The following is a 16,703-nucleotide window of genomic DNA, read 5'->3' on the forward strand; positions in this document are numbered from 1 at the left end:
CGGCGACACGCATCCTGTGCGTGGTCCGGGCCCGGGAGGCCAGTTCCCTGCGCGACCTGGCCATGTGGGTACGGCCAGAGGGCGGCGGGGAGGCCCTGAACCATCACTCCGGTGGAGCAGGGGCCCCGCACGCTGACGCCGTACCCGGCGTCCCAGATCGCAGGATCACGTGAACCCGGTCGAACCAGGGCTCCGCAAGCCAGCAAACGGACGATCACACGATCGAGCTAATTCGGCCTCGTATGCACTCCATGGCGAGCAGCTGCCAACCCCACCAACAAGTCTCCGGCCGTGGCCGCCCACCCCCAGCCGACCCACCCCAGCCCAGCCGGACCCACCCGTGCCCGGGCCGACCACGACCCGACCACGCAGCCCCTCTCCCCAACCCCACCATGGCCGACCTCTCCCGATCGCCGGCCGGATCGAGCGCCGCTCAGAACACGCAGAGGCCGACCGCCATCTCGTCATCTGTGTGCTGATGAGCCAATTCGTCCACGTCGCGCTCGACTTCCGTCACAAGACCGCGCCGCTCGACGCCCGCACTCTCTCCCGCAGCCTGTTCACCCTCACCCAGCAAGCAGGGGCGCACTTCTCCCTGCCCTCAACGGCAAGGTCCCCGTTCGAGACCGAATTCATCCCCGCCGCCGACCGGGCCTGGAAAACACCGGGAGCGCTTCTGGATTCCGCGCAGCGTGCACCACAGGCACGACGCCACAGACAAGATCATCCGTGACTCGGGCTACACCACAAGGGGAGGTTCGAACGTCCGCTGGACGGTCTCGCCGTGGCCGCACGAAATGCTCTTGAGGACGAAGGCCACCCACCCGAGGGCCTAGCCCAACGGCAACTCCGCCAGCATGACGGCGAAGACCGGGGAGTCAGGGAAGGGCTGCTGTTCGCCGACCTTCTTGAAGCCCCAGTCCTCGTAAAGCGCCTGGACGCGGGGGTGCTTGACATCCACCAGGAGGACGGCGAGGTCCTCGGGGCGGTCCTCCAGGAGAGACCGGGACAGCAGGTCGGAGATGCCCTGCTTCCGGTACGCCTGACGGACGGCCAGCTCGGAGTACGCGAAGGTTAGGGTCTTCTCCGGCGCCGGGTCGACGTGCTCCCGCCACCACTCCCGGCCCTCGATCGCCGGAGCACCGTAGGCGAAAGCGACCTCCGTGTCCCCGTCGTACGCGATCACACAGCGGTACCCCTCCCGCGAACCCCAGTGGTCGACGAACCACGCGAACTTCTTGCGGAACTCGTCCATGTCCTTGCCCTGGGCGTCCGCATGGATGTCGATGATCGTTTGCCGGATCTCCGGCAGGCCCTCACGGCTGTAGCGACGGACGTCCAGGTCGGCCATCAGGCTCGGCTCCATTCGGATCGGTAGCGGTCTCCCCACTCTCGGGCGACCGACGCGTCCGGCGCAAGAGTGATCAAGTCCCGGTAGAAGTCTCCGAGAAGGGATCGCATGCGGCCCGGGATCGGGTTCCCGGACATCAGCTCGAAGACCTCCGAGGCCGACGTACACGCCGGATCCAAGTCCCGCTGGTGGACCTGTGTCAGGGCGAGCCGGGCGGTGGCCAGGGCTCGGTTTCGCTTGAAGTGCTTGGGGATGCCGCTCAGGGCCTTGTGGGAGGCGGCCTCGGCCTCGGCGGAGTCCCCGATCCGGTCCCGGGCAATGGCGGTCATCGCGGTCAGCTCGGCCACCCCGTAGAAGGCCACCCAGCTCGGCCGGGTCTCGTCGTCGGTCGCCTTGCCCAACGCCTCCTCGGCGTACCCGAGGGACCTGATGGTGCCCTGGCGGTCGCCGAGGGTGGCGTGAGCGACGGCCGTACGGGCGTGCGTGAGTGAGCCGTAAAAGGGATCCCGCCGTGCGATGGCCGTCGCCTGGGCCGCGTACCCGGCGTCGACCGCATCGGTGAAGTTGTCCCGCTGGTGGGCGAGCATCGCGTAGGAGTTCCAGACCCGCAGCTCGACGACGGGGTCCTTGGCCATCCCGGCGAGGTATAGGGCGCGGTCCAAGCGGGCCTGGGCACGGTCGAGTTGGCGGCCGTCGATGGCGGCCCACGCGGCCGTGGACAGGTAGTTGGCGGCCACGGAGTACAGCCGCTGGCGGATGCGCTGGGAGGCGGCCTGCCTGACCTTGTCGAGGGCCTCGTCCGCTCCGGCGAGGGCGGACCGCTCCAGGGCCTCGTGACCGCCTCTGGCCGCGTCCAGGGCCATCAGGGCGTCCAGGCCGCTACGGAGGCTGATCACGTCGGAGGTGCCGACGATGGACGGTCTCGAATCCACCACGGGCGCCACGATGGCGACGGCGGTTCCAGTGGCGGCGGAGAGGAAGTTCCTGCGCTCCACGGGTGGCTCCGGTTCGGTGCTGATGCGTCTTGCCGAGGGCGGGCTGAAGCCCAGCTCCTCGGCCGTACATCCGAATACTGCCCCTAGGGCTTCCCGCTGACGGGGGTGGGGCCAGTGGGTTTTTCCGGTCAGCCAGTTCCGGACCGTACGGTCACTCACCGTTCCGTCGTACCCGCGAGAGCGCAGGAAGTCGTTGATCCGCTCGGCCAACTCGGCCTGTGTCAGGCCCAGCTCGTCCATGGCGCTGATGAGGCTCGGGGTCCCCTCCACACACCAACGGTAGCCACTGAGGCCACGTCAGTAAGGGTGACCACCCAGAAATTTCCGGTAGTTCGCGATGCACGCCGGACCGACTTTTCCTCCTCCGGGAGGGCCCACAGTCGTTGACTGAAGCGAGGCCGTCGTACACCGACACCCCCACTGAGGACCAGATGATCGTGTCAGCGCAGCCACGCCCCACGGGGCATCCCGGATACTCCGAGACCCTCCCAGGGTTAGAGGAGAGTGCCGAGGTCGCCCGCAGGATCGTCAAGACGGCGCTGTCCGCCTGGCACCTGGAGGAGTTGACGGACTCCGGGATCCTCCTCGTCTCCGAGCTGGTGGCGAACGCGGTCAAGCACACCAACTCCCGCAACATCCGGGTCGTCATCTCCCGGCCGAGCGCGCGGTACGTACGGATCGCCGTGGTCGACAAGTCCCGCACCATGCCGGAGATGCCCAAGCTCGACGAGTCCGATGACCAAGACGTCTCCCTGGGCGGCCGGGGCCTGGTCCTGATCGACGCCCTCTCGGACCGCTGGGGCACCGACCTCTACCGGTGGGGGAAGCGCGTCTGGGGCGAGCTGAAGTACGAGCCGGCCGAGTGACCGAGGAGAGGCCCCGGGTGTGGGTCGGCGACCAGGTACACGACGCCAACGCGGACCGCGAGGGGATCGTCACCGACGTCAAGGGCGGTACGTACGTCCTGCGCCCCGTCTACATGTGGTCGGGCACCTGGACGGCCCCCAGCCCCCAGTGACAAGGGGCTGGAGGTCACCGTCTCGCGCGAGGAACGCCTCAGGCTGCGTCGGGAGGAGGCGTGACCAAGCTTCCTGAGCACGTCCCCACCGACCGCATGGGTGTCCTCCTGGCGGCCTACCAGTACGAACTGGGCTCCTGCTTCCGCTGTCCCCGCAAGGGCACCCAGGTGACCCGCGTCGGCGAGATCACGAGCGACGAGGGCGAAACCCCTCTGTACGCGTGCCGAGAGTGCGTACAGGAGCTGCTGACCATGCACGAGCGCTCCATGGAGCGGATGGACACCCGGCCCCCGGATAGTCCAGCTCCCCCGAGCCCCTCGCGGAGCCGAGGCCAACTGATCCCGATGGCTCCCCCCCATAACCGTCTTCGTAGCCCCGCAACGGGGTTACCGGCCTTCGGAGTTGGCATGACTACCTCCCCTTGTCGGGTGCATGGCCCGGGGGGGGTGTCACCAGCTCCGAAGGCACTCACAGACCGCTGATTAGGGGCATGCCCACCGGCTTCTTCGCAGGTCGGGAGGCTCTTCGTAATGTGGATGTGGCGGGGGTGTCACCCAGGGGGTGTCACCCGCGGAGCATATGGCCCGTGACTCCCGGACGGGCGCTCAGCGCCTCGTCTCGTACCTGGTCAGGATCACGCCGCAGGGAAGCGTCCGCGTCTCCACCAGGTTCAGGTTCACCCAGTTGTCCAGCGCGGTGAAGAACGGCGTGCCGCCGCCCACCAGGACCGGCGCGGTGGCCAGCACGTACTCGTCAATCAGCCCGGTCCGCATGGCCGCCCCGGCGAGCGTCGCGCCGCCGATGTCCATCGGGCCGCCGTCCTCGGCCTTGAGCCGGGTGATCTCGGCGACCGCGTCGCCGGTGACCAGGCGGGTGTTCCAGTCGACCTTGTCGATCGTCGAGGAGAACACCACCTTCGACATGTCCCGCCAGCGGCGCGCGAACTCGATCTCCGCCGGGGTGGCGTTGGGCTGCTGGTCGCCGGTCGGCCAGTGGGAGCTCATCGTCTGCCACAGCTTGCGCCCGTAGAGCGACAGGTCGGTCGCCTGCAACTGGTCGGACCAAAACTGGAACAGCTCGTCGCTCGGCACGCCCCAGCCGATGTCGTCGCCGGGCGCGGCGATGTAGCCGTCCAGGCTCAGGTTCATGCCGTAGATCAGTTTCCGCATGGCGCCAGCCTTCCGTGAGTCGGTCTCACGCGTACAGACCGGCGCGGCGCGGGAAACTCATCGGTGCGCGATCTGAGCTCGCATGTAGTCCTCGTGCTCGGTGGCTCAGCCGCAGACTCATCGTTCCGCCGAGGAAATGGCATCGATCTGAGACTGATCTCGGGTGACATCGCGGTGAGACAACAGAGAACCAGCAGGTCACAGAAGATCGACATGTCATCGGCGGCGAGACCCTGCGCCATCTGTGGTATCTCAGATCCCGTGGCCGAATCTCACGAACGATGGCCAAGCGATGGCCGAGCGGCCACTGCCCCGTCCCGCTGCGCGTGGATGCTTCTCACAGATTTGGGCGGGGCGGACCTCGAATCTCACGGTTGGTGGCCGGCGCCGTGGCAAGGGCGGCCGGCGTCGCTCCTCGCCATCAGGCGGTCTGCGTCATCGCTTGGCGAGGTGGACCTCTGTGCCGGTGTCGGTGTAGACCAGCGCGGCGTAGGCGTTGACGCGATCGGGGACAATCCCCGCGTCGGTGCTGACCGTTCGTCCGGTACGCCCGTCGACGACGAATGCTCCGTCTTTGCCCTTGGCGTAGAACAGATCCTTGAACTCGGCTTCTACGGTGGCGTTCCAGCCGTTGGGGCCGTCACCCGCCGCCCGGCGCCACAAGATTTTGCCGGCTTTGTCCACCGCGAGCGCCCCGTCCTGCTTCGAGGCGCAGAGCAGGACGGTGCCGCCCTCGCCGTGATTGCAGCTCATGCGCTTCGTCAGGCCGGCCCGCTTGGACAGGACGAAGTCGCCGGTCGCGATCTCGATCAGCTGCGCCTGCTCGCTGTCGTCGTCGAGTTTGGCCAATGGTGTGTCGTTCGATTTGACCGCCCAGGTGACTCCGGCGGGTACCCCCTTGGCCCACAGGTCACGGCCGTTGGACGCGGCGACACCGGCCATCGAGTATTCCTCGTCCGGCTCTTCGCGGAACCCCAGAGCAGCGTCGCCGGATGCGCCGACCATCCAGAAGCCTGCACGCTGCCACAGCATGCGGGGCTCGTCGTCCAGGGAGACCGCGAAGGTGCCTGTCATGTAGTCGTCCTCCGTCCAGGTGACGGTCACCACGCCGTTCCCGGGCTCAACCAAGAGCGCGCCGAGCTTGCCGGCCGGGTCACCGTAGATGTCCACGGGAAGCCGCCAGATCAGCTTGCCGTTGTCCGCCCGGGCGGCGATCACCTCGAACCCGGCCTGGGCCGAACCGCTGCCCTGCTTGGCGAGCTGGACCGGTACGACGGCAACCACGGCCGGTATTCCGCCGATCTGCACTGGCACAGGGAACGACACGCGGCTGCGTACCATCTCGGCCTGCTTCTTGCTCAGATCGCGTGGGGCCGGCAGGTCGTACGTGGGCGTGTTCTGGGTCTTGATCGTGGTGACGGCCTTGCCCGTGGCCAGGTTGTACATCGTCACGCCGGACGCGTGCGTGAGCCAGGCCGCACGCCCGTACAAAGTGATGGGAGGGAAGCCCTTCGGGCCGGTCGGCAGGACATGTTCCGCTTTGCTGTCGAACGCCAAGGGCGCCGCAGCCCGTGGATCGCCGCTGAGGTCGAGGGCCTTCCGGGTGGGCGAGCCGGTGGCCGTCGGACTGTCGCCTTCCTCCGTCGGGCCTCCGGTGCACGAGGCCAACAGAGCCACTGCAGCCAGAGCGATGACACCTTCACGTACCGGACTTCTCATCTCAGTCTCCGCGTTCCGTGACCTGTGAGGCCGACCTCGGTCGGTGACCAGGCGGGCACCCCTGACATCAGCACATGCGACCACTGGGGGGCCGGGACCGGTCCCGACCTTGAACCGGGCGGAGTTCTCTGTGAGGACGGTGGCCAGCCGCGCCTCAGCCGGGTCGACGCCGTCGTCCAAGCGCTCGCGCTCCATGCGGTCGGCGTCCGGGTGCCGGCCTTCCCCGAACAGCAGCTCCGCCTGCCGCTCCGTCACCACCGAGCCCGCGGTGAGCCCGAGGGCGGAGGCCGCGTCCCATCCAATAGCCCGGGCGGGAGCCCGGCTTCCTCCTGGGCGTCCTTCATCGACTTGCGGGCCGGACGGTGACCGTCGCCCACGGCTACACCTCGCGTGTAGTACCGATGCGTGTTCCCGGGCTGGACCTTCGCGACACTGATCATCCCCACAGGGGACACCGGCTCTGACCTGCAGTAAAGCACGATCCCGTGGGGCTGGAGAGTTCACCGGAACTTCACTGCCGATCCCGCCTGGCGGGCGCCGGCCGCGGGGTCGTGCCCGCCCGGCGGGCACTGCTCTTCGCCCTCGCCGCACTACCGGTGAGGCCATGCAAATGCTGCGCGCCAGCCAGTCACCCACACCTCACTCAACAACCCACAGCAGACGACTCCACCGTCAACCCGCGCACACCCATGTACCACTCCCCCAGCCAACGGCCAAAGACGACCGACCCCACACCACGTCACCGACTCCCGTCGCCCAAGCAAGACACCAACCGCCCCGGCACTCGCCGAGGGCTTCGTGCTTCCTGGATGACCGACGTGCCGACCTACGAGGCCTTGCCCGCTCCACTGCCGACTTGGACCGCCTCACCCCCGAACAGCGACGGCTCTTTCGCCGGGTCGTCGCCCGGGCCTTCATCCCCGACCTCCGCACCGGCCGCTTCCGTGGCGGCCTCAGCGTCAGGGGCGTGCCGGGCGTCTTGGAGCTCACCCAGGCAGAGATGAAGGGTTCAGCGGTGACGTCATGGCGGCTGAACCTGGGTCACCTACTGTGGTGGATATGACGCTGCGACGGCTGTACGCGGGGCATGACGGAACCGCCCGATTCGAGTCATGGGAGCCGAGGCTACTGCCGGCAGTGCCCGGTCCGGGCGAGTTGAGTGCCTCTGCGCCGCTGAAGACGTCGGCCTGCATGGTGGTTCGGGCACCGGCCGGGGGCAGCCACCCGGAGCAGCCGGAGGCCGGACGGCGCCTGGTGGTCTTACTCTCAGGCGAGTGCGAGGTGACCGCGTCCGGCGAGACGGTGATCGCCCGCCCCGGTGATCTGCTGCTCGTCGAGGACACGACGGGCACCGGGCACCGGGCACCAGCAGCACGAGGGCGTTAAGTTCGATCTTCCTCGGTTCGTGATCGCTCGATCGGGGGACTGATCGCCGTACGAGGCGACCATCTGTCATGTGCATGCTGGATCCGCTAAGGCAAATGCAGCTGGACCGCGGATACGTGCCGCCCGTTCCCGAACAGGTCAGGTGGGGATTCTGGGACGGCGTCGGACCGGGCGACGACGTCCTCGGGCCGTTACGCGGGAAGCAGGTGCTGGCCGTCGGATCAGGCCCTGGCCATCACGTCGTGCACCTCGCGCGCGAACACGGCGCCGTCGTGGACGCCATCGAACTGTCGCCCACTCAACACCGGCGGGCTGTCCAGCACTTCGGCGACGAACGCGGTGTCCGCTTCGTGCAGGGCGGCGTCGTTGAACACCTGCACACCGCCGAACCCTACGACGTGGCGTACGCGATCGGAACCCTCGCCTGCAACGATCCCCACTACCTCCTGCCGGCACTGCGCGACGGGCTCGACGACGCTGCGCCCCTCGTCTTCTCCGCCCTGCACACCAACCTCCATGGACACGCTCACGCCCCTTTGGGTCGGCTATGACCTGCACGTTCATGCCGTGCTTCTTGTGTTTGCCCGAGTAGAAGGGACGGTCGGCGGCGATCCGGTCGATCGGCAGGAGCGTTCCGTCCAGGATCAGATACGCCTTCATCGATGCGGCCCGCATGGCTTCGGCGAGCGTGGGGGCGAGGGCGGCCAGGAGCCCGACGGCCTCGGTGACGTAGCGGTAGACGGTGGTGGTGCCGATCCCGAAACCAGCCGCGCGCTGAGCATACGGCTGGCCGTTGCGGAGGTGGACGAGGGTGAGCAGGGCCTGCCCACCCGCGCTCAGGCGCCGCCATCGAGAACACGACGGTGTTCCCTCAGGCGGGCAGTGAGGAAGCGCAGGGCAGAGCTGGACACGTCGACGCCGGACGGGTAGACAAGCATACGAAGCCTCTGGTGGAGACGATTCTCTTGGTCGAAAACCCATCTACCAGGGGCTTCATCCGTCCGTCAGGCCAACTACCCATCCGACAGGTGAGATTGGCGACGGCTCACTGTACGGCTGGCCGCTGCCCCGCCCCGGCCCGGCCGGTGAACCTACGTATTCGATTACGTAGTTCTACCGGCGCCTCGGGAAGGCAGCGTTGGGAGACTCGCCCATGAGCTTCCTGACGGAGCCGTGGTGCCACGTCGGGGAGCTTGCTGCCTCCCTACTGGGCAACCGTCGCCAGCTGTCCAGCGGGTAGCGAACGCTGTCTGGTCAATAGAGCCCGACTGAACATTGGAGAGTTCTCCGTTGGTTTCCAAGATTCGTGTCCTTCTGGGCATGCTCGTGCTCCTGGCGCTGGCCCTCGGCTCCATCGCCCTGCTCGCGGCCATGAAAGCCGATGCCACCTGGTTCACGATCGTTCCTCTCGGCATCCTCGTTATGGGCGCGTCCGTCGTCCAGTCGCTCGGATGGTTCAACAAAAAAGGCCGGTGACTGGCCTGGCGGCTCGCAGGGCACACAGTTCTACTACGACGCCCTGCTCGCGGGGCAACGGCAGGTCCGTCCGCCCGGCTCATCCGGGTGCCGTCGAGCAGCCAGTCTGCAACCTTCCTGCTCAACTGAACGCGACCATGGCTGACCGCCGCCGCCCATGTCGGACGGCAGTTCATGGGAGGGAGTGGCAGGCGCGAGGTGTGCCGGGACGACGAACGGGATTAGCAAAGGTCCGGGCCCTGGTCGAACAGGCCATCGCCACCCTCAAGTCCTCGCGGATCCTCCGCAGGCTCCACTGCTCGACGACCCGAATCACCAGCCTCGTTCAAGCCGTCCTCACCCTCCATCTGGCCAGCTCAAGCTGAGGATGAAAAGGCTCCGTGCGACTCAACTGCCGGTCGTTGTCAGTGCCGTTGGCTATGGTCGCTCGACCAATGATCGGCCGGCTCGACAACGAGGACAACGGACGTGGCGTCTCTGGGCGACAGACCTGCGGTGCGAACCTGCAATGCCTTTCCACCAGGATCGGAATACCCTCCTTGCGAGAGGCCGGTTCGCTCCAACGGGTTGTGCGACGCCCATAATCAGCAGCGGGCGGCCGGGAAGAAGCTAGTGCCTCCTCGCCGCAGACGAAGAACGATGCCGGAGCACTGTACGTTCGCGCCGAAGGAATCTCCCGTCGGACCCTGCGGAAACCCGACTGTGGCCGATGGGCTCTGCAATGGTCACTATCAGCAGAAACAGCGCCGTGGAAGGCTCGTTCCTCTCCACACGCTCCGCGCCAGTCAAGAGAGTGTCGCAGCGCTCAGAGAGCTGGGATTGAAGCGGTGCACTGATTGCGGTGAGGTCAAGCGGTTGGAGGAATTTTCGCTGTCTTCAGCTGCCGCCAGCGGCCGATCGACATACTGCAACGAGTGCGGCCCCGAACACGCAATCATGAGTCGGTACAAGTTCCCCTCGGTCGCCGCCGTCCGCGAGTTCCGCACATCACGTGACTACCGCTGTGACATCTGTCAGCGCCGCTGGGAGGAAGGACAGCCAGCGTTCCACATCGACCACGATCGGTCTTGTTGCGAGGCACGTCGGCAGTGTTGTGGACGGTGCATTCGAGGATTCTTGTGTGGCCCGTGCAATACATTGGGGTTGGCGTGGTACGAGATGGTCGGGCGGCAGGTCACCACGATTCCTCAATTCGAGGAGTACCTCCTGCGGTACGAGCGGCGAAGGTCGGCTCCGGAGTTCGTTCGGACCGATGGACCACAACACCACTACTAACGTCGCGGTCATGACGCTCTCGGTCTCCACGGGTGAGGCTGTTGATCTACGAGTGCAGCCGGTTGACGAGGTTCTTGATCGCATCGAACGGTCTCCGCAAGTACGCCTGCTCCCAGGTACGTTGGTGCACAAGCGCCGATCTGTCGGTGTCAGAACGGACCGTGACACCTGAGACCGAGGCTGCGGAGCTGTACCGTGTATGGCCAGGTCAGGATGATCGCCCGTCCGGGCGCGCACAAAGACGTCCGCAAGTTGGAAGACGCCGTTCACACCGTCAACCGACTGAACGTGAACGCCGAGCACCATCACCTACACCTACACCTACACCTACACCTACACCTACACCTACACCTGCGTGAGGCTACCGAGGGCGGGGAGGGCTTTGAACAGAATGTCCAGGCCATCACGCAGCGGGGTCCCGAGCGCGTCTGCTGCGGACACTGTGGAAGCAGCCCATCACCACATTGAAAGGTCATCCGCCGCGAGATGCAGCCCTCAAGCAGTCCAGGAGGATTCCTCAAACGGTGAAGGGCCGCTGCCGCAGGAACGAGTCGTTGGCTCGACCGGTGACGAAGAGGCCCGGGCTCTGGTTGGGTCGCATCCTTCGGAGGATTTCGCGGTGGAATGACTTGTGTCCGCCGGTGAACTTCCCTTCGCTCCACACTTCGCGGAGTGTGCCAGTGAAGAGCCCATTTCCCGGCCGCCAGCTGGTTGTCTGCGCGGGCGGAGATGAGCAGGACACTGGCCGGCAGGTCGAGGTGTCCCGACGGCCAGGGCCCCACCTTCACAGGCCCTCGCGCCCAGGCGGAGTTCGCCACGTGTCGGCGGTCTCGGAAGCGCAACCGGTACCGGTACCGGTCCCCAACTTCGGCGAACCGGGAACCAGGGACAGCCACTGGCGGGACGCAGTGTTCGTCAACGAACTCATCTCACCGTTCATCTCGGGCAGCAACAACCCCCTGAGCCGGATGACCACAGCGGGCCTCGGCGATCTCGGCTACCAGGTCGGCCTCGACGACGCCGAGCCGTACACGCTCCCGGACCTGCTCCAAAGCGTGTGGACTCCTACCGCGCACCGTGCCACTCGACGGCGGCATCATGCTGACCGCCGTGCCCACCCAACTGCCTGCCACCACACCCTGACGGACGGCACGCTCCCTGCGCGAGCGGGGGCGATCGGCGTCGCCGGGTGTGAGGGTGACGCTCTGCGGATGATGGACTGGCGGCCGACGAATTTCAGCGAGCGGTCGCCCACCCACATGACCACGCTTCCCACTTCCGCCGGTCCATGGGGTCAAAACGAAGCCTTTCCTGGGTGAAGTAAGACCTCGCACGAAGATCCAGTACCCGTGATCGGGTAGCGGGCGGTGTCAGGGCGGCGAACTGTCCGAGGCAGTATCCGGATCTGGTGCGGTCAGCCGGTTCATCTCTGCTCGGCCGAAGGGCCCCGTCTCTCGTGGTGGCATCGAGGAGGGCGTCCAGACAGAGCCGCAACGGCGCTTCGAAATATCCGCATAAATCACCAGTGGTGATTTATGCATTGTCGTCGCATCACCTGACGACTTCAAGGCTTCGGAGTCTTGAGGCTGTCCGGTTCCGGGTCAGTGGGCGGGCGTCCCACATCCGACAGCGTCTCGCGAGCCCGTGCGTCGACGAAGCGGGTCACGAGATGCTGGGCAGCGCCGAAAATGGCGGCCCAGGCCACTATCTGCGGGCTGGAATCCAGATCACTCAGACCGGGAATGAAGGCACCCCTGATGAGCAGCACTCCTACGAACGCGGTCAGAGCTCCGGTGGGGAATTTCAACAATGCTGCCGAAAGCGGCAGCATATAAGGAGTACTCGTCCCCTGGATCCGACGCAGAGACGCAATGACCGTGAGAGCCGCACCAGCCAGTCCTGCCGCCTCGATGACAAGAACGTCGACTCGCTGGGCGTAGTCACTCGGAAGGTTTTTCGGGTCCAGGCGAACCTCCCCGGAAGGGCACGCGGCGAACTTCTTTCCCTCAGGCAGGAAGCACATGTTCAGCGAATCGGGGCAGCACCAGCCCCAGGCCGCGAGCCCACCCGCGCCGAGGAGAACGAAGAAGGTAGCAATCCGCAGAATGATGCTGAGGCTGCGAACTCTGCTGAATTCGGCATCCAGCGCATCATACGAGGCGCCCAGAGCGAGGACGAGGAGCCCGCGGTCTCCCGGAAGCGGCCCTTTCGTCCCCATGTGCTCCGCGACCGCCCCCACCTTCACCCGAAGCGGGTCGCCCGGGCGAAGATGCTGTTCAACGTGACTCAGCACGTCGGCACTTCGGCTGCGCAGGTCTTCGTCCGAACACAACCTGAGCAGCATCACGTCGGTCGCGCGCACATTGGCCCAGGTCCTCTCGAGGGCTGCGGCTCCAGTGAACAGGCGGCGCCGCGCGGAGATGGCGTTGCCTGCCTCTTCCAGTTGCCGCGCGATCCCCTCCAACGTCTTTTCTCGCTGGCATTGTTCAGCTCGGTCCCTTACCGTTCGACATCTCTCTCGATCTGCTTGTTGTTCCAGATAGAGAATGCGTGCAGCAGCTCGCTCGCGCCATGCTGTTCTATGAGTTCTGAACGTCTCCTCGGGCGGTTTTGGGAGCTGAGCCACGTTCTTTCTTCGGGTCGGTTCGTAGGAGTGATCTCGCTTCGAAGAATCTGGCGTCGGTGTGCGCCTGAGTATGAGTGAAGCGACCCACAGGAGAATGATGAGAGCGACGCCCCCAATGGGCTTTTTTGTTCTTTCTGGCCTACCGAAAGACTTCCCGTTGGTCATCCCGACCTCCAGTAAAGACTCCCCTCCTCAGCGTAGGACGGACAGCCAGCAGGTGCACGTCAAACGGTTGTCGGGCAGCATCCGCAGCCTGCCGGGCGGCTCGCGCGCAGGCATGCACGGATGGCCACTTTGCTCAGCGTTATTTGGCCAGTCGCGGCCCCAGAACCGCCAGCCCCCGCATAGGGCGAGCCCGGGTCGCTCTGCGCGAGACCGACCTGCCCAAGGCAGACCTGGACGGCCCGAGCCGGGACATCAAGCTGTTGGTCGACCATCGGCGCACGCTCGTGGCCCAACGCACCGCAATCGGCAACAAGCTGCGTTGGTTCCTCCACGAGCTCGACCCCGGGCAGTCGCCTCTCGCGGCCTGCGCCGCCTGTGCATCCTGGCCCACCTGGCCCACCCTCAAGAAGGGTGCCTCTCTTGATTGCCCCCAGGGCGTCCCCGACCCCCCTGAGAAACGCAAGAATTGCTGCAAACCCCGACGGCGTCGAGGACACCGAGATCCTCGAAGATCTCCCTGGTCCGCGGCTGGATGCCCGCGCCGCGGCTGCCCGGGAACCCCCGCTCGACGATGCGACAGGGCACACCCCGTCGTGTCAGGTCACAGGCGAGCGTGAGCCCGGTGGGCCCGGCCCGCGATCAGAACGTCCGTGTCAAAGACGGTCATCGAAGACTCCTCCCCGGAGTCGCCATGTCGGATCGGCGAACTCACGTGCCGGGTCATTCGGCGGTCGTGGGGGCGATGTTCTTGTTGAAGCGGAGCAAGTTGGCCGGATCCCAGGCGGCCTTCACCGCGCGCAGCCGCCGGTGCTTGGCCTCGCTGCCGTGCACTCCGCGGCGCCATGCCTCGCCGAGATCGTCGGTGAGGTTGGTGTAGCCGGCGGCCAGTGCGTGGGGCCGCATCGCCTCGGTGATGTGCTTCGCCGACTCCTCGTACTGCGCGTCCTGCTCGGGCCCGTCCCACATGCTCACGGCCTCCCACAGCCAGGCGGCGCCCTCCCGGGAGAAGGCGGTGGCGTCCTCCGCGACGTCCTCGGAGATCGCGCCGCCCATGCTCCAGAGGTTGATCACGGAGGCGGCGCCCGGGTTCGACGGAGCGGTGGCGGCGTGCCGCAACAGGGCGTCGACGGTGTCGGCCGACAGGTCCGGCAGGTACCCGCCGCGCAGGTTCATGCGCTTGCCGTAGGGGGCGATGGCGTCGAGCATGCTGTTCGCCTTCAGCCACGGGGTCTTCGCGACCAGGTTGGCCACCGGCCACCCGAGCGCGGCGAGCGACTCGATGACCTCGTCCGCCAGGGCGAGGTCGCCGGTGTAGACGGGGACGAGGACCAGCACCGGCTTGCCGTGGGCCTCCGGCGGCAGCATCGGCAGGGCGGGGGCAGGGGCGATCGAGGCCAGCAGGCCCAGCTCGCGGGGCGCGTCGGCCATGTGCGCGGGGAGCTTGGCCAGTACGTCGCCGGCCTGGTCGAACGGGAAGATCAGCTGCCCGGCGACGACGTCCGGACCGAGCGGGTGCGCGCGGTACTCGAAAGCGGTGACGACCCCGAAGTTGCCGCCCCCGCCACGCAGCGCCCAGAACAGCTCGGGGTTCTCGGCCTCGTCAGCGCGGACCCTGCGGCCGTCCATGGCGACCATCTCGCAGGCCAGCAGGTTGTCCACGGTGGCGCCGAAGCGGCGCATCAGGTGGCCGATGCCGCCGCCCAGGGTCAGCCCGGCGACGCCCGTGCTGCTGACCGTGCCGGCCGGTACGGCGAGCCCGTGCTCCTGCGTGGCAGCGTCCAACTCGCCGAGCAGGACGCCGGGTTGGGCCCGGACCACCCCCGTCTCAGGGTCGACGGTGATCGCCTTCATCTCCGAGAGGTCGACGACCAGCGCACCGCCGGGCATCGCGTACCCGTCCGAGCCGTGCCCGCCTCCGCGCACGGCCACCGGGATGCCGTGGGCGGAGGCGTGACGCAAGACGGTGGCGACGTCGTCCTCGTCGGCGCACCGCGCGATCAGCGCGGGGCCCTCGTCGGCGGCACGGCCCTGGTACAGGACACGTGCGGAGTCATACCGCTCGTCACCGGGCCGCAGCACGGTGCCACGAAAGTCGGCGGGGAAGTCGGTGTGGGGATCTGCGGAAACAGTCATGGCGGGGGTCTCCTCATACGAACATGTCTAACCGGAAATTCAATTTCCGGTTAGGTCGGAGGCTAACATCGAAGCCAAATGAGTCCGTCCACACCCCCCGCCGACCGTCCACTTCGCGCCGACGCCCGCCAGAACGTCGAGCAGATCCTCCAGGTCGCCCAGGACGTCTTCGCCGACCTCGGCTACCAGGCGTCGATCGCGGAGGTCGCCCGCCGCTCCGGCCTGGGCATGGGCACCATCTACCGGCACTTCCCGAACAAGACCGCCCTGGTCGAACGCATCGCGATCAAGGTGATGCAGGAGAGCCTGGACCAGGTACGCGGCGCCCTGGCCGAGGAACCGGCCACCTGGCCCGCCTTCACCCGGGTGATGCGCCACATGGTGCACCTGCGCAGCAGCCAGCTCTTCCCCGTGTCCCGCGGGCGCGCCAAGGAAGCAGGAGCCGAACTGGCCGAGATCCGCACCCAACTCCTGGGCGCCCTGGAGGACCTGGTGACGCGGACCCAGCGGGCGGGCGCCCTGCGCGACGACGTGAACGCCTTCGACATCGTCATGATGCTCAACTCGATCCCGCCACGGCTGCCCGAAACGGGGGACGGCAGCCCCACGACGGACCTGGCCGACCGGTACATCGGCGTACTCCTCGACGGGCTACGCGCCCCCGGCTCCGAACCGCTGTCCCAACCGGCCCCCGGCCGCCGGGAGATCGACCAGTTCTTCCGGACCGTGCACGGCCTGTGACGCACTCCTGCGCCACCCGGTGCCGGGGCCGGAGGCGGAGGAGGGGCCATTGGTCCTAGTGCTTTGTTTCGAGGCCCGTTGCGTCGAGTGACCCATCCCCGCACGTCGGCGGAGAAATAGTGTCAACCACATGACCGATGGAGCGCGGCAGTCCCCCGGCTACCGTGCGGTGGACGTCGTCCGCGGCTACGTGGACCGCGACCCCATGGCGGTGCAGGACGCGCTGGCCGGTCTGAACGCAGTCGCATGGATGGAGATGGCCGTCCTGAGCGGTGGTACTGCGCCCCCTGCTGGACGAGGCGGACCTGGTCCTCATGGGCGCCGACGAAGCGGCCCTGGCGCTCGGCACCGGCGACCCCCGCGAGCTGCGCTCGCTCCTGCCCTCCCCGGCGACCCTGATCGTGAAGGACGCCGAGCACCACGCCACCACCGTCGAACGCGACGGGACCACAACGACCGAGCCTTCCCTGGACGTTCACATCGTGGAACCGACGGGGGCGGGCGACGCGTTCGCCGCCGGCTATCTGGCCGGAGTCCTGCGTGGCCTCGCCCCCCCCGTTATGTTTTCCGCGGTCCTGCAAGAGGACCGCTGGCCTCCGGGCCCGGCATGACTGTTCCCCCCTGTCGAACGAATGACCTGGGGGGTGG

General features: G+C 67.1%; 17 protein-coding genes and 2 pseudogenes. 11 read left to right on the forward strand and 8 right to left on the reverse strand.

Annotation, left to right across the window (positions count from 1 at the left end; translation table 11 throughout):
* Positions 1 to 478: 478 nt before the first annotated feature.
* On the forward strand, positions 479 to 733 hold the full coding sequence (locus tag IG08_RS60485) for a hypothetical protein (protein WP_158812408.1): 255 nt from the start codon (positions 479 to 481) through the stop codon (positions 731 to 733).
* Positions 734 to 832: 99 nt separating this feature from the next.
* Here the strand turns inward: IG08_RS60485 and IG08_RS0151760 are convergent, their stop codons facing one another.
* Positions 833 to 1,351 (reverse strand): GNAT family N-acetyltransferase, encoded by a 519-nt coding sequence (locus IG08_RS0151760; RefSeq protein WP_043457529.1) that lies wholly within the window; start codon positions 1,349 to 1,351, stop codon positions 833 to 835.
* On the reverse strand, positions 1,351 to 2,616 hold the full coding sequence (locus IG08_RS0151765) for a helix-turn-helix domain-containing protein (protein WP_234343217.1): 1,266 nt from the start codon (positions 2,614 to 2,616) through the stop codon (positions 1,351 to 1,353). The genes IG08_RS0151760 and IG08_RS0151765 overlap by 1 nt, the downstream gene beginning before the upstream one ends.
* A gap of 161 nt (positions 2,617 to 2,777) precedes the next feature.
* Here IG08_RS0151765 and IG08_RS0151770 point away from each other — a divergent pair, with 161 nt between their 5' ends.
* Both IG08_RS0151770 and IG08_RS61015 read left to right on the forward strand, forming a co-directional pair.
* Complete coding sequence (locus tag IG08_RS0151770; RefSeq protein ID WP_030621522.1) at positions 2,778 to 3,212, forward strand: ATP-binding protein; 435 nt, start codon at positions 2,778 to 2,780, stop codon at positions 3,210 to 3,212.
* Positions 3,209 to 3,364, forward strand: a complete 156-nt coding sequence (locus IG08_RS61015) for a hypothetical protein (RefSeq protein WP_199821138.1) — start codon at positions 3,209 to 3,211, stop codon at positions 3,362 to 3,364. The genes IG08_RS0151770 and IG08_RS61015 overlap by 4 nt, the downstream gene beginning before the upstream one ends.
* A gap of 606 nt (positions 3,365 to 3,970) precedes the next feature.
* Here the strand turns inward: IG08_RS61015 and IG08_RS0151780 are convergent.
* Positions 3,971 to 4,534: a dihydrofolate reductase family protein gene (locus tag IG08_RS0151780; protein ID WP_030621524.1), complete on the reverse strand. Its 564-nt coding sequence runs from the start codon at positions 4,532 to 4,534 to the stop codon at positions 3,971 to 3,973.
* 435 nt (positions 4,535 to 4,969) lie between these two features.
* Positions 4,970 to 6,253, reverse strand: coding sequence for a hypothetical protein (locus IG08_RS60490; protein ID WP_158812409.1), 1,284 nt, complete (start codon positions 6,251 to 6,253; stop codon positions 4,970 to 4,972).
* A 1,254-nt stretch (positions 6,254 to 7,507) separates the two neighbouring features.
* On the opposite strand from IG08_RS60490, the gene IG08_RS62695 reads away from it, so the two are divergent.
* Together IG08_RS62695 and IG08_RS0151800 are read left to right on the forward strand one after the other, a co-directional pair.
* Positions 7,508 to 7,639, forward strand: coding sequence for a cupin domain-containing protein (locus IG08_RS62695; protein WP_261724207.1), 132 nt, complete (start codon positions 7,508 to 7,510; stop codon positions 7,637 to 7,639).
* Between the two features lie 95 nt (positions 7,640 to 7,734).
* The gene (locus tag IG08_RS0151800) at positions 7,735 to 8,190 is read left to right on the forward strand and encodes a class I SAM-dependent methyltransferase (protein WP_078656127.1); all 456 of its coding nucleotides are present in this window, start codon (positions 7,735 to 7,737) and stop codon (positions 8,188 to 8,190) included.
* On the opposite strand, the pseudogene IG08_RS58500 reads toward IG08_RS0151800, so the two are convergent.
* Positions 8,168 to 8,577: pseudogene (locus IG08_RS58500) on the reverse strand (transposase family protein); the annotation flags it as partial. The gene IG08_RS0151800 and the pseudogene IG08_RS58500 sit on opposite strands and share 23 nt — an antisense overlap.
* Positions 8,578 to 8,959: 382 nt before the next feature.
* On the opposite strand from IG08_RS58500, the gene IG08_RS0151805 reads away from it, so the two are divergent.
* From IG08_RS0151805 to IG08_RS61020, 4 genes and pseudogenes are all read left to right on the forward strand, one after another.
* Positions 8,960 to 9,115, forward strand: a complete 156-nt coding sequence (locus tag IG08_RS0151805) for a hypothetical protein (protein ID WP_234343218.1) — start codon at positions 8,960 to 8,962, stop codon at positions 9,113 to 9,115.
* Positions 9,116 to 9,339: 224 nt separating this feature from the next.
* Positions 9,340 to 9,480, forward strand: a pseudogene (locus IG08_RS58505) (IS5/IS1182 family transposase); the annotation flags it as partial.
* Positions 9,481 to 10,051: 571 nt separating this feature from the next.
* A complete protein-coding gene (locus tag IG08_RS63325; protein ID WP_043457527.1) occupies positions 10,052 to 10,390 on the forward strand; it encodes an endonuclease domain-containing protein in 339 nt (112 codons plus the stop codon).
* 818 nt (positions 10,391 to 11,208) lie between these two features.
* Positions 11,209 to 11,709, forward strand: a complete 501-nt coding sequence (locus tag IG08_RS61020) for a hypothetical protein (protein WP_199821139.1) — start codon at positions 11,209 to 11,211, stop codon at positions 11,707 to 11,709.
* A gap of 245 nt (positions 11,710 to 11,954) precedes the next feature.
* Here IG08_RS61020 and IG08_RS0151810 read toward each other — a convergent pair whose 3' ends face one another.
* From IG08_RS0151810 to IG08_RS0151815, 3 genes are all read right to left on the reverse strand, one after another.
* Positions 11,955 to 12,854, reverse strand: a complete 900-nt coding sequence (locus tag IG08_RS0151810) for a hypothetical protein (protein ID WP_234343219.1) — start codon at positions 12,852 to 12,854, stop codon at positions 11,955 to 11,957.
* 729 nt (positions 12,855 to 13,583) lie between these two features.
* Complete coding sequence (locus tag IG08_RS63330) at positions 13,584 to 13,766, reverse strand: hypothetical protein (RefSeq protein WP_390898547.1); 183 nt, start codon at positions 13,764 to 13,766, stop codon at positions 13,584 to 13,586.
* A 135-nt stretch (positions 13,767 to 13,901) separates the two neighbouring features.
* Positions 13,902 to 15,314 (reverse strand): FAD-binding oxidoreductase, encoded by a 1,413-nt coding sequence (locus tag IG08_RS0151815; protein ID WP_030621536.1) that lies wholly within the window; start codon positions 15,312 to 15,314, stop codon positions 13,902 to 13,904.
* A gap of 78 nt (positions 15,315 to 15,392) precedes the next feature.
* Here IG08_RS0151815 and IG08_RS0151820 point away from each other — a divergent pair, with 78 nt between their 5' ends.
* The gene (locus IG08_RS0151820; RefSeq protein ID WP_030621539.1) at positions 15,393 to 16,055 is read left to right on the forward strand and encodes a TetR/AcrR family transcriptional regulator; all 663 of its coding nucleotides are present in this window, start codon (positions 15,393 to 15,395) and stop codon (positions 16,053 to 16,055) included.
* A 272-nt stretch (positions 16,056 to 16,327) separates the two neighbouring features.
* Complete coding sequence (locus IG08_RS0151825) at positions 16,328 to 16,666, forward strand: PfkB family carbohydrate kinase (RefSeq protein ID WP_030621541.1); 339 nt, start codon at positions 16,328 to 16,330, stop codon at positions 16,664 to 16,666.
* Positions 16,667 to 16,703: the final 37 nt, after the last annotated feature.

Source organism: Streptomyces fulvoviolaceus (assembly GCF_000718165.1).
GTDB lineage: Bacteria > Actinomycetota > Actinomycetes > Streptomycetales > Streptomycetaceae > Streptomyces > Streptomyces fulvoviolaceus.

Coding starts and splice junctions, on each gene's coding strand:
- IG08_RS63325 (WP_043457527.1), top strand. CDS start 10,052: ATGAGTCGGTACAAGTTCCCCTCGGTCGCCGCCGTCCGCGAGTTCCGC.
- IG08_RS0151820 (WP_030621539.1), top strand. CDS start 15,393: ATGAGTCCGTCCACACCCCCCGCCGACCGTCCACTTCGCGCCGACGCC.
- IG08_RS0151800 (WP_078656127.1), top strand. CDS start 7,735: ATGCAGCTGGACCGCGGATACGTGCCGCCCGTTCCCGAACAGGTCAGG.
- IG08_RS60485 (WP_158812408.1), top strand. CDS start 479: ATGAGCCAATTCGTCCACGTCGCGCTCGACTTCCGTCACAAGACCGCG.
- IG08_RS0151815 (WP_030621536.1), bottom strand. CDS start 15,314: ATGACTGTTTCCGCAGATCCCCACACCGACTTCCCCGCCGACTTTCGT.
- IG08_RS60490 (WP_158812409.1), bottom strand. CDS start 6,253: ATGAGAAGTCCGGTACGTGAAGGTGTCATCGCTCTGGCTGCAGTGGCT.
- IG08_RS0151805 (WP_234343218.1), top strand. CDS start 8,960: ATGCTCGTGCTCCTGGCGCTGGCCCTCGGCTCCATCGCCCTGCTCGCG.
- IG08_RS0151780 (WP_030621524.1), bottom strand. CDS start 4,534: ATGCGGAAACTGATCTACGGCATGAACCTGAGCCTGGACGGCTACATC.
- IG08_RS0151770 (WP_030621522.1), top strand. CDS start 2,778: ATGATCGTGTCAGCGCAGCCACGCCCCACGGGGCATCCCGGATACTCC.
- IG08_RS0151760 (WP_043457529.1), bottom strand. CDS start 1,351: ATGGCCGACCTGGACGTCCGTCGCTACAGCCGTGAGGGCCTGCCGGAG.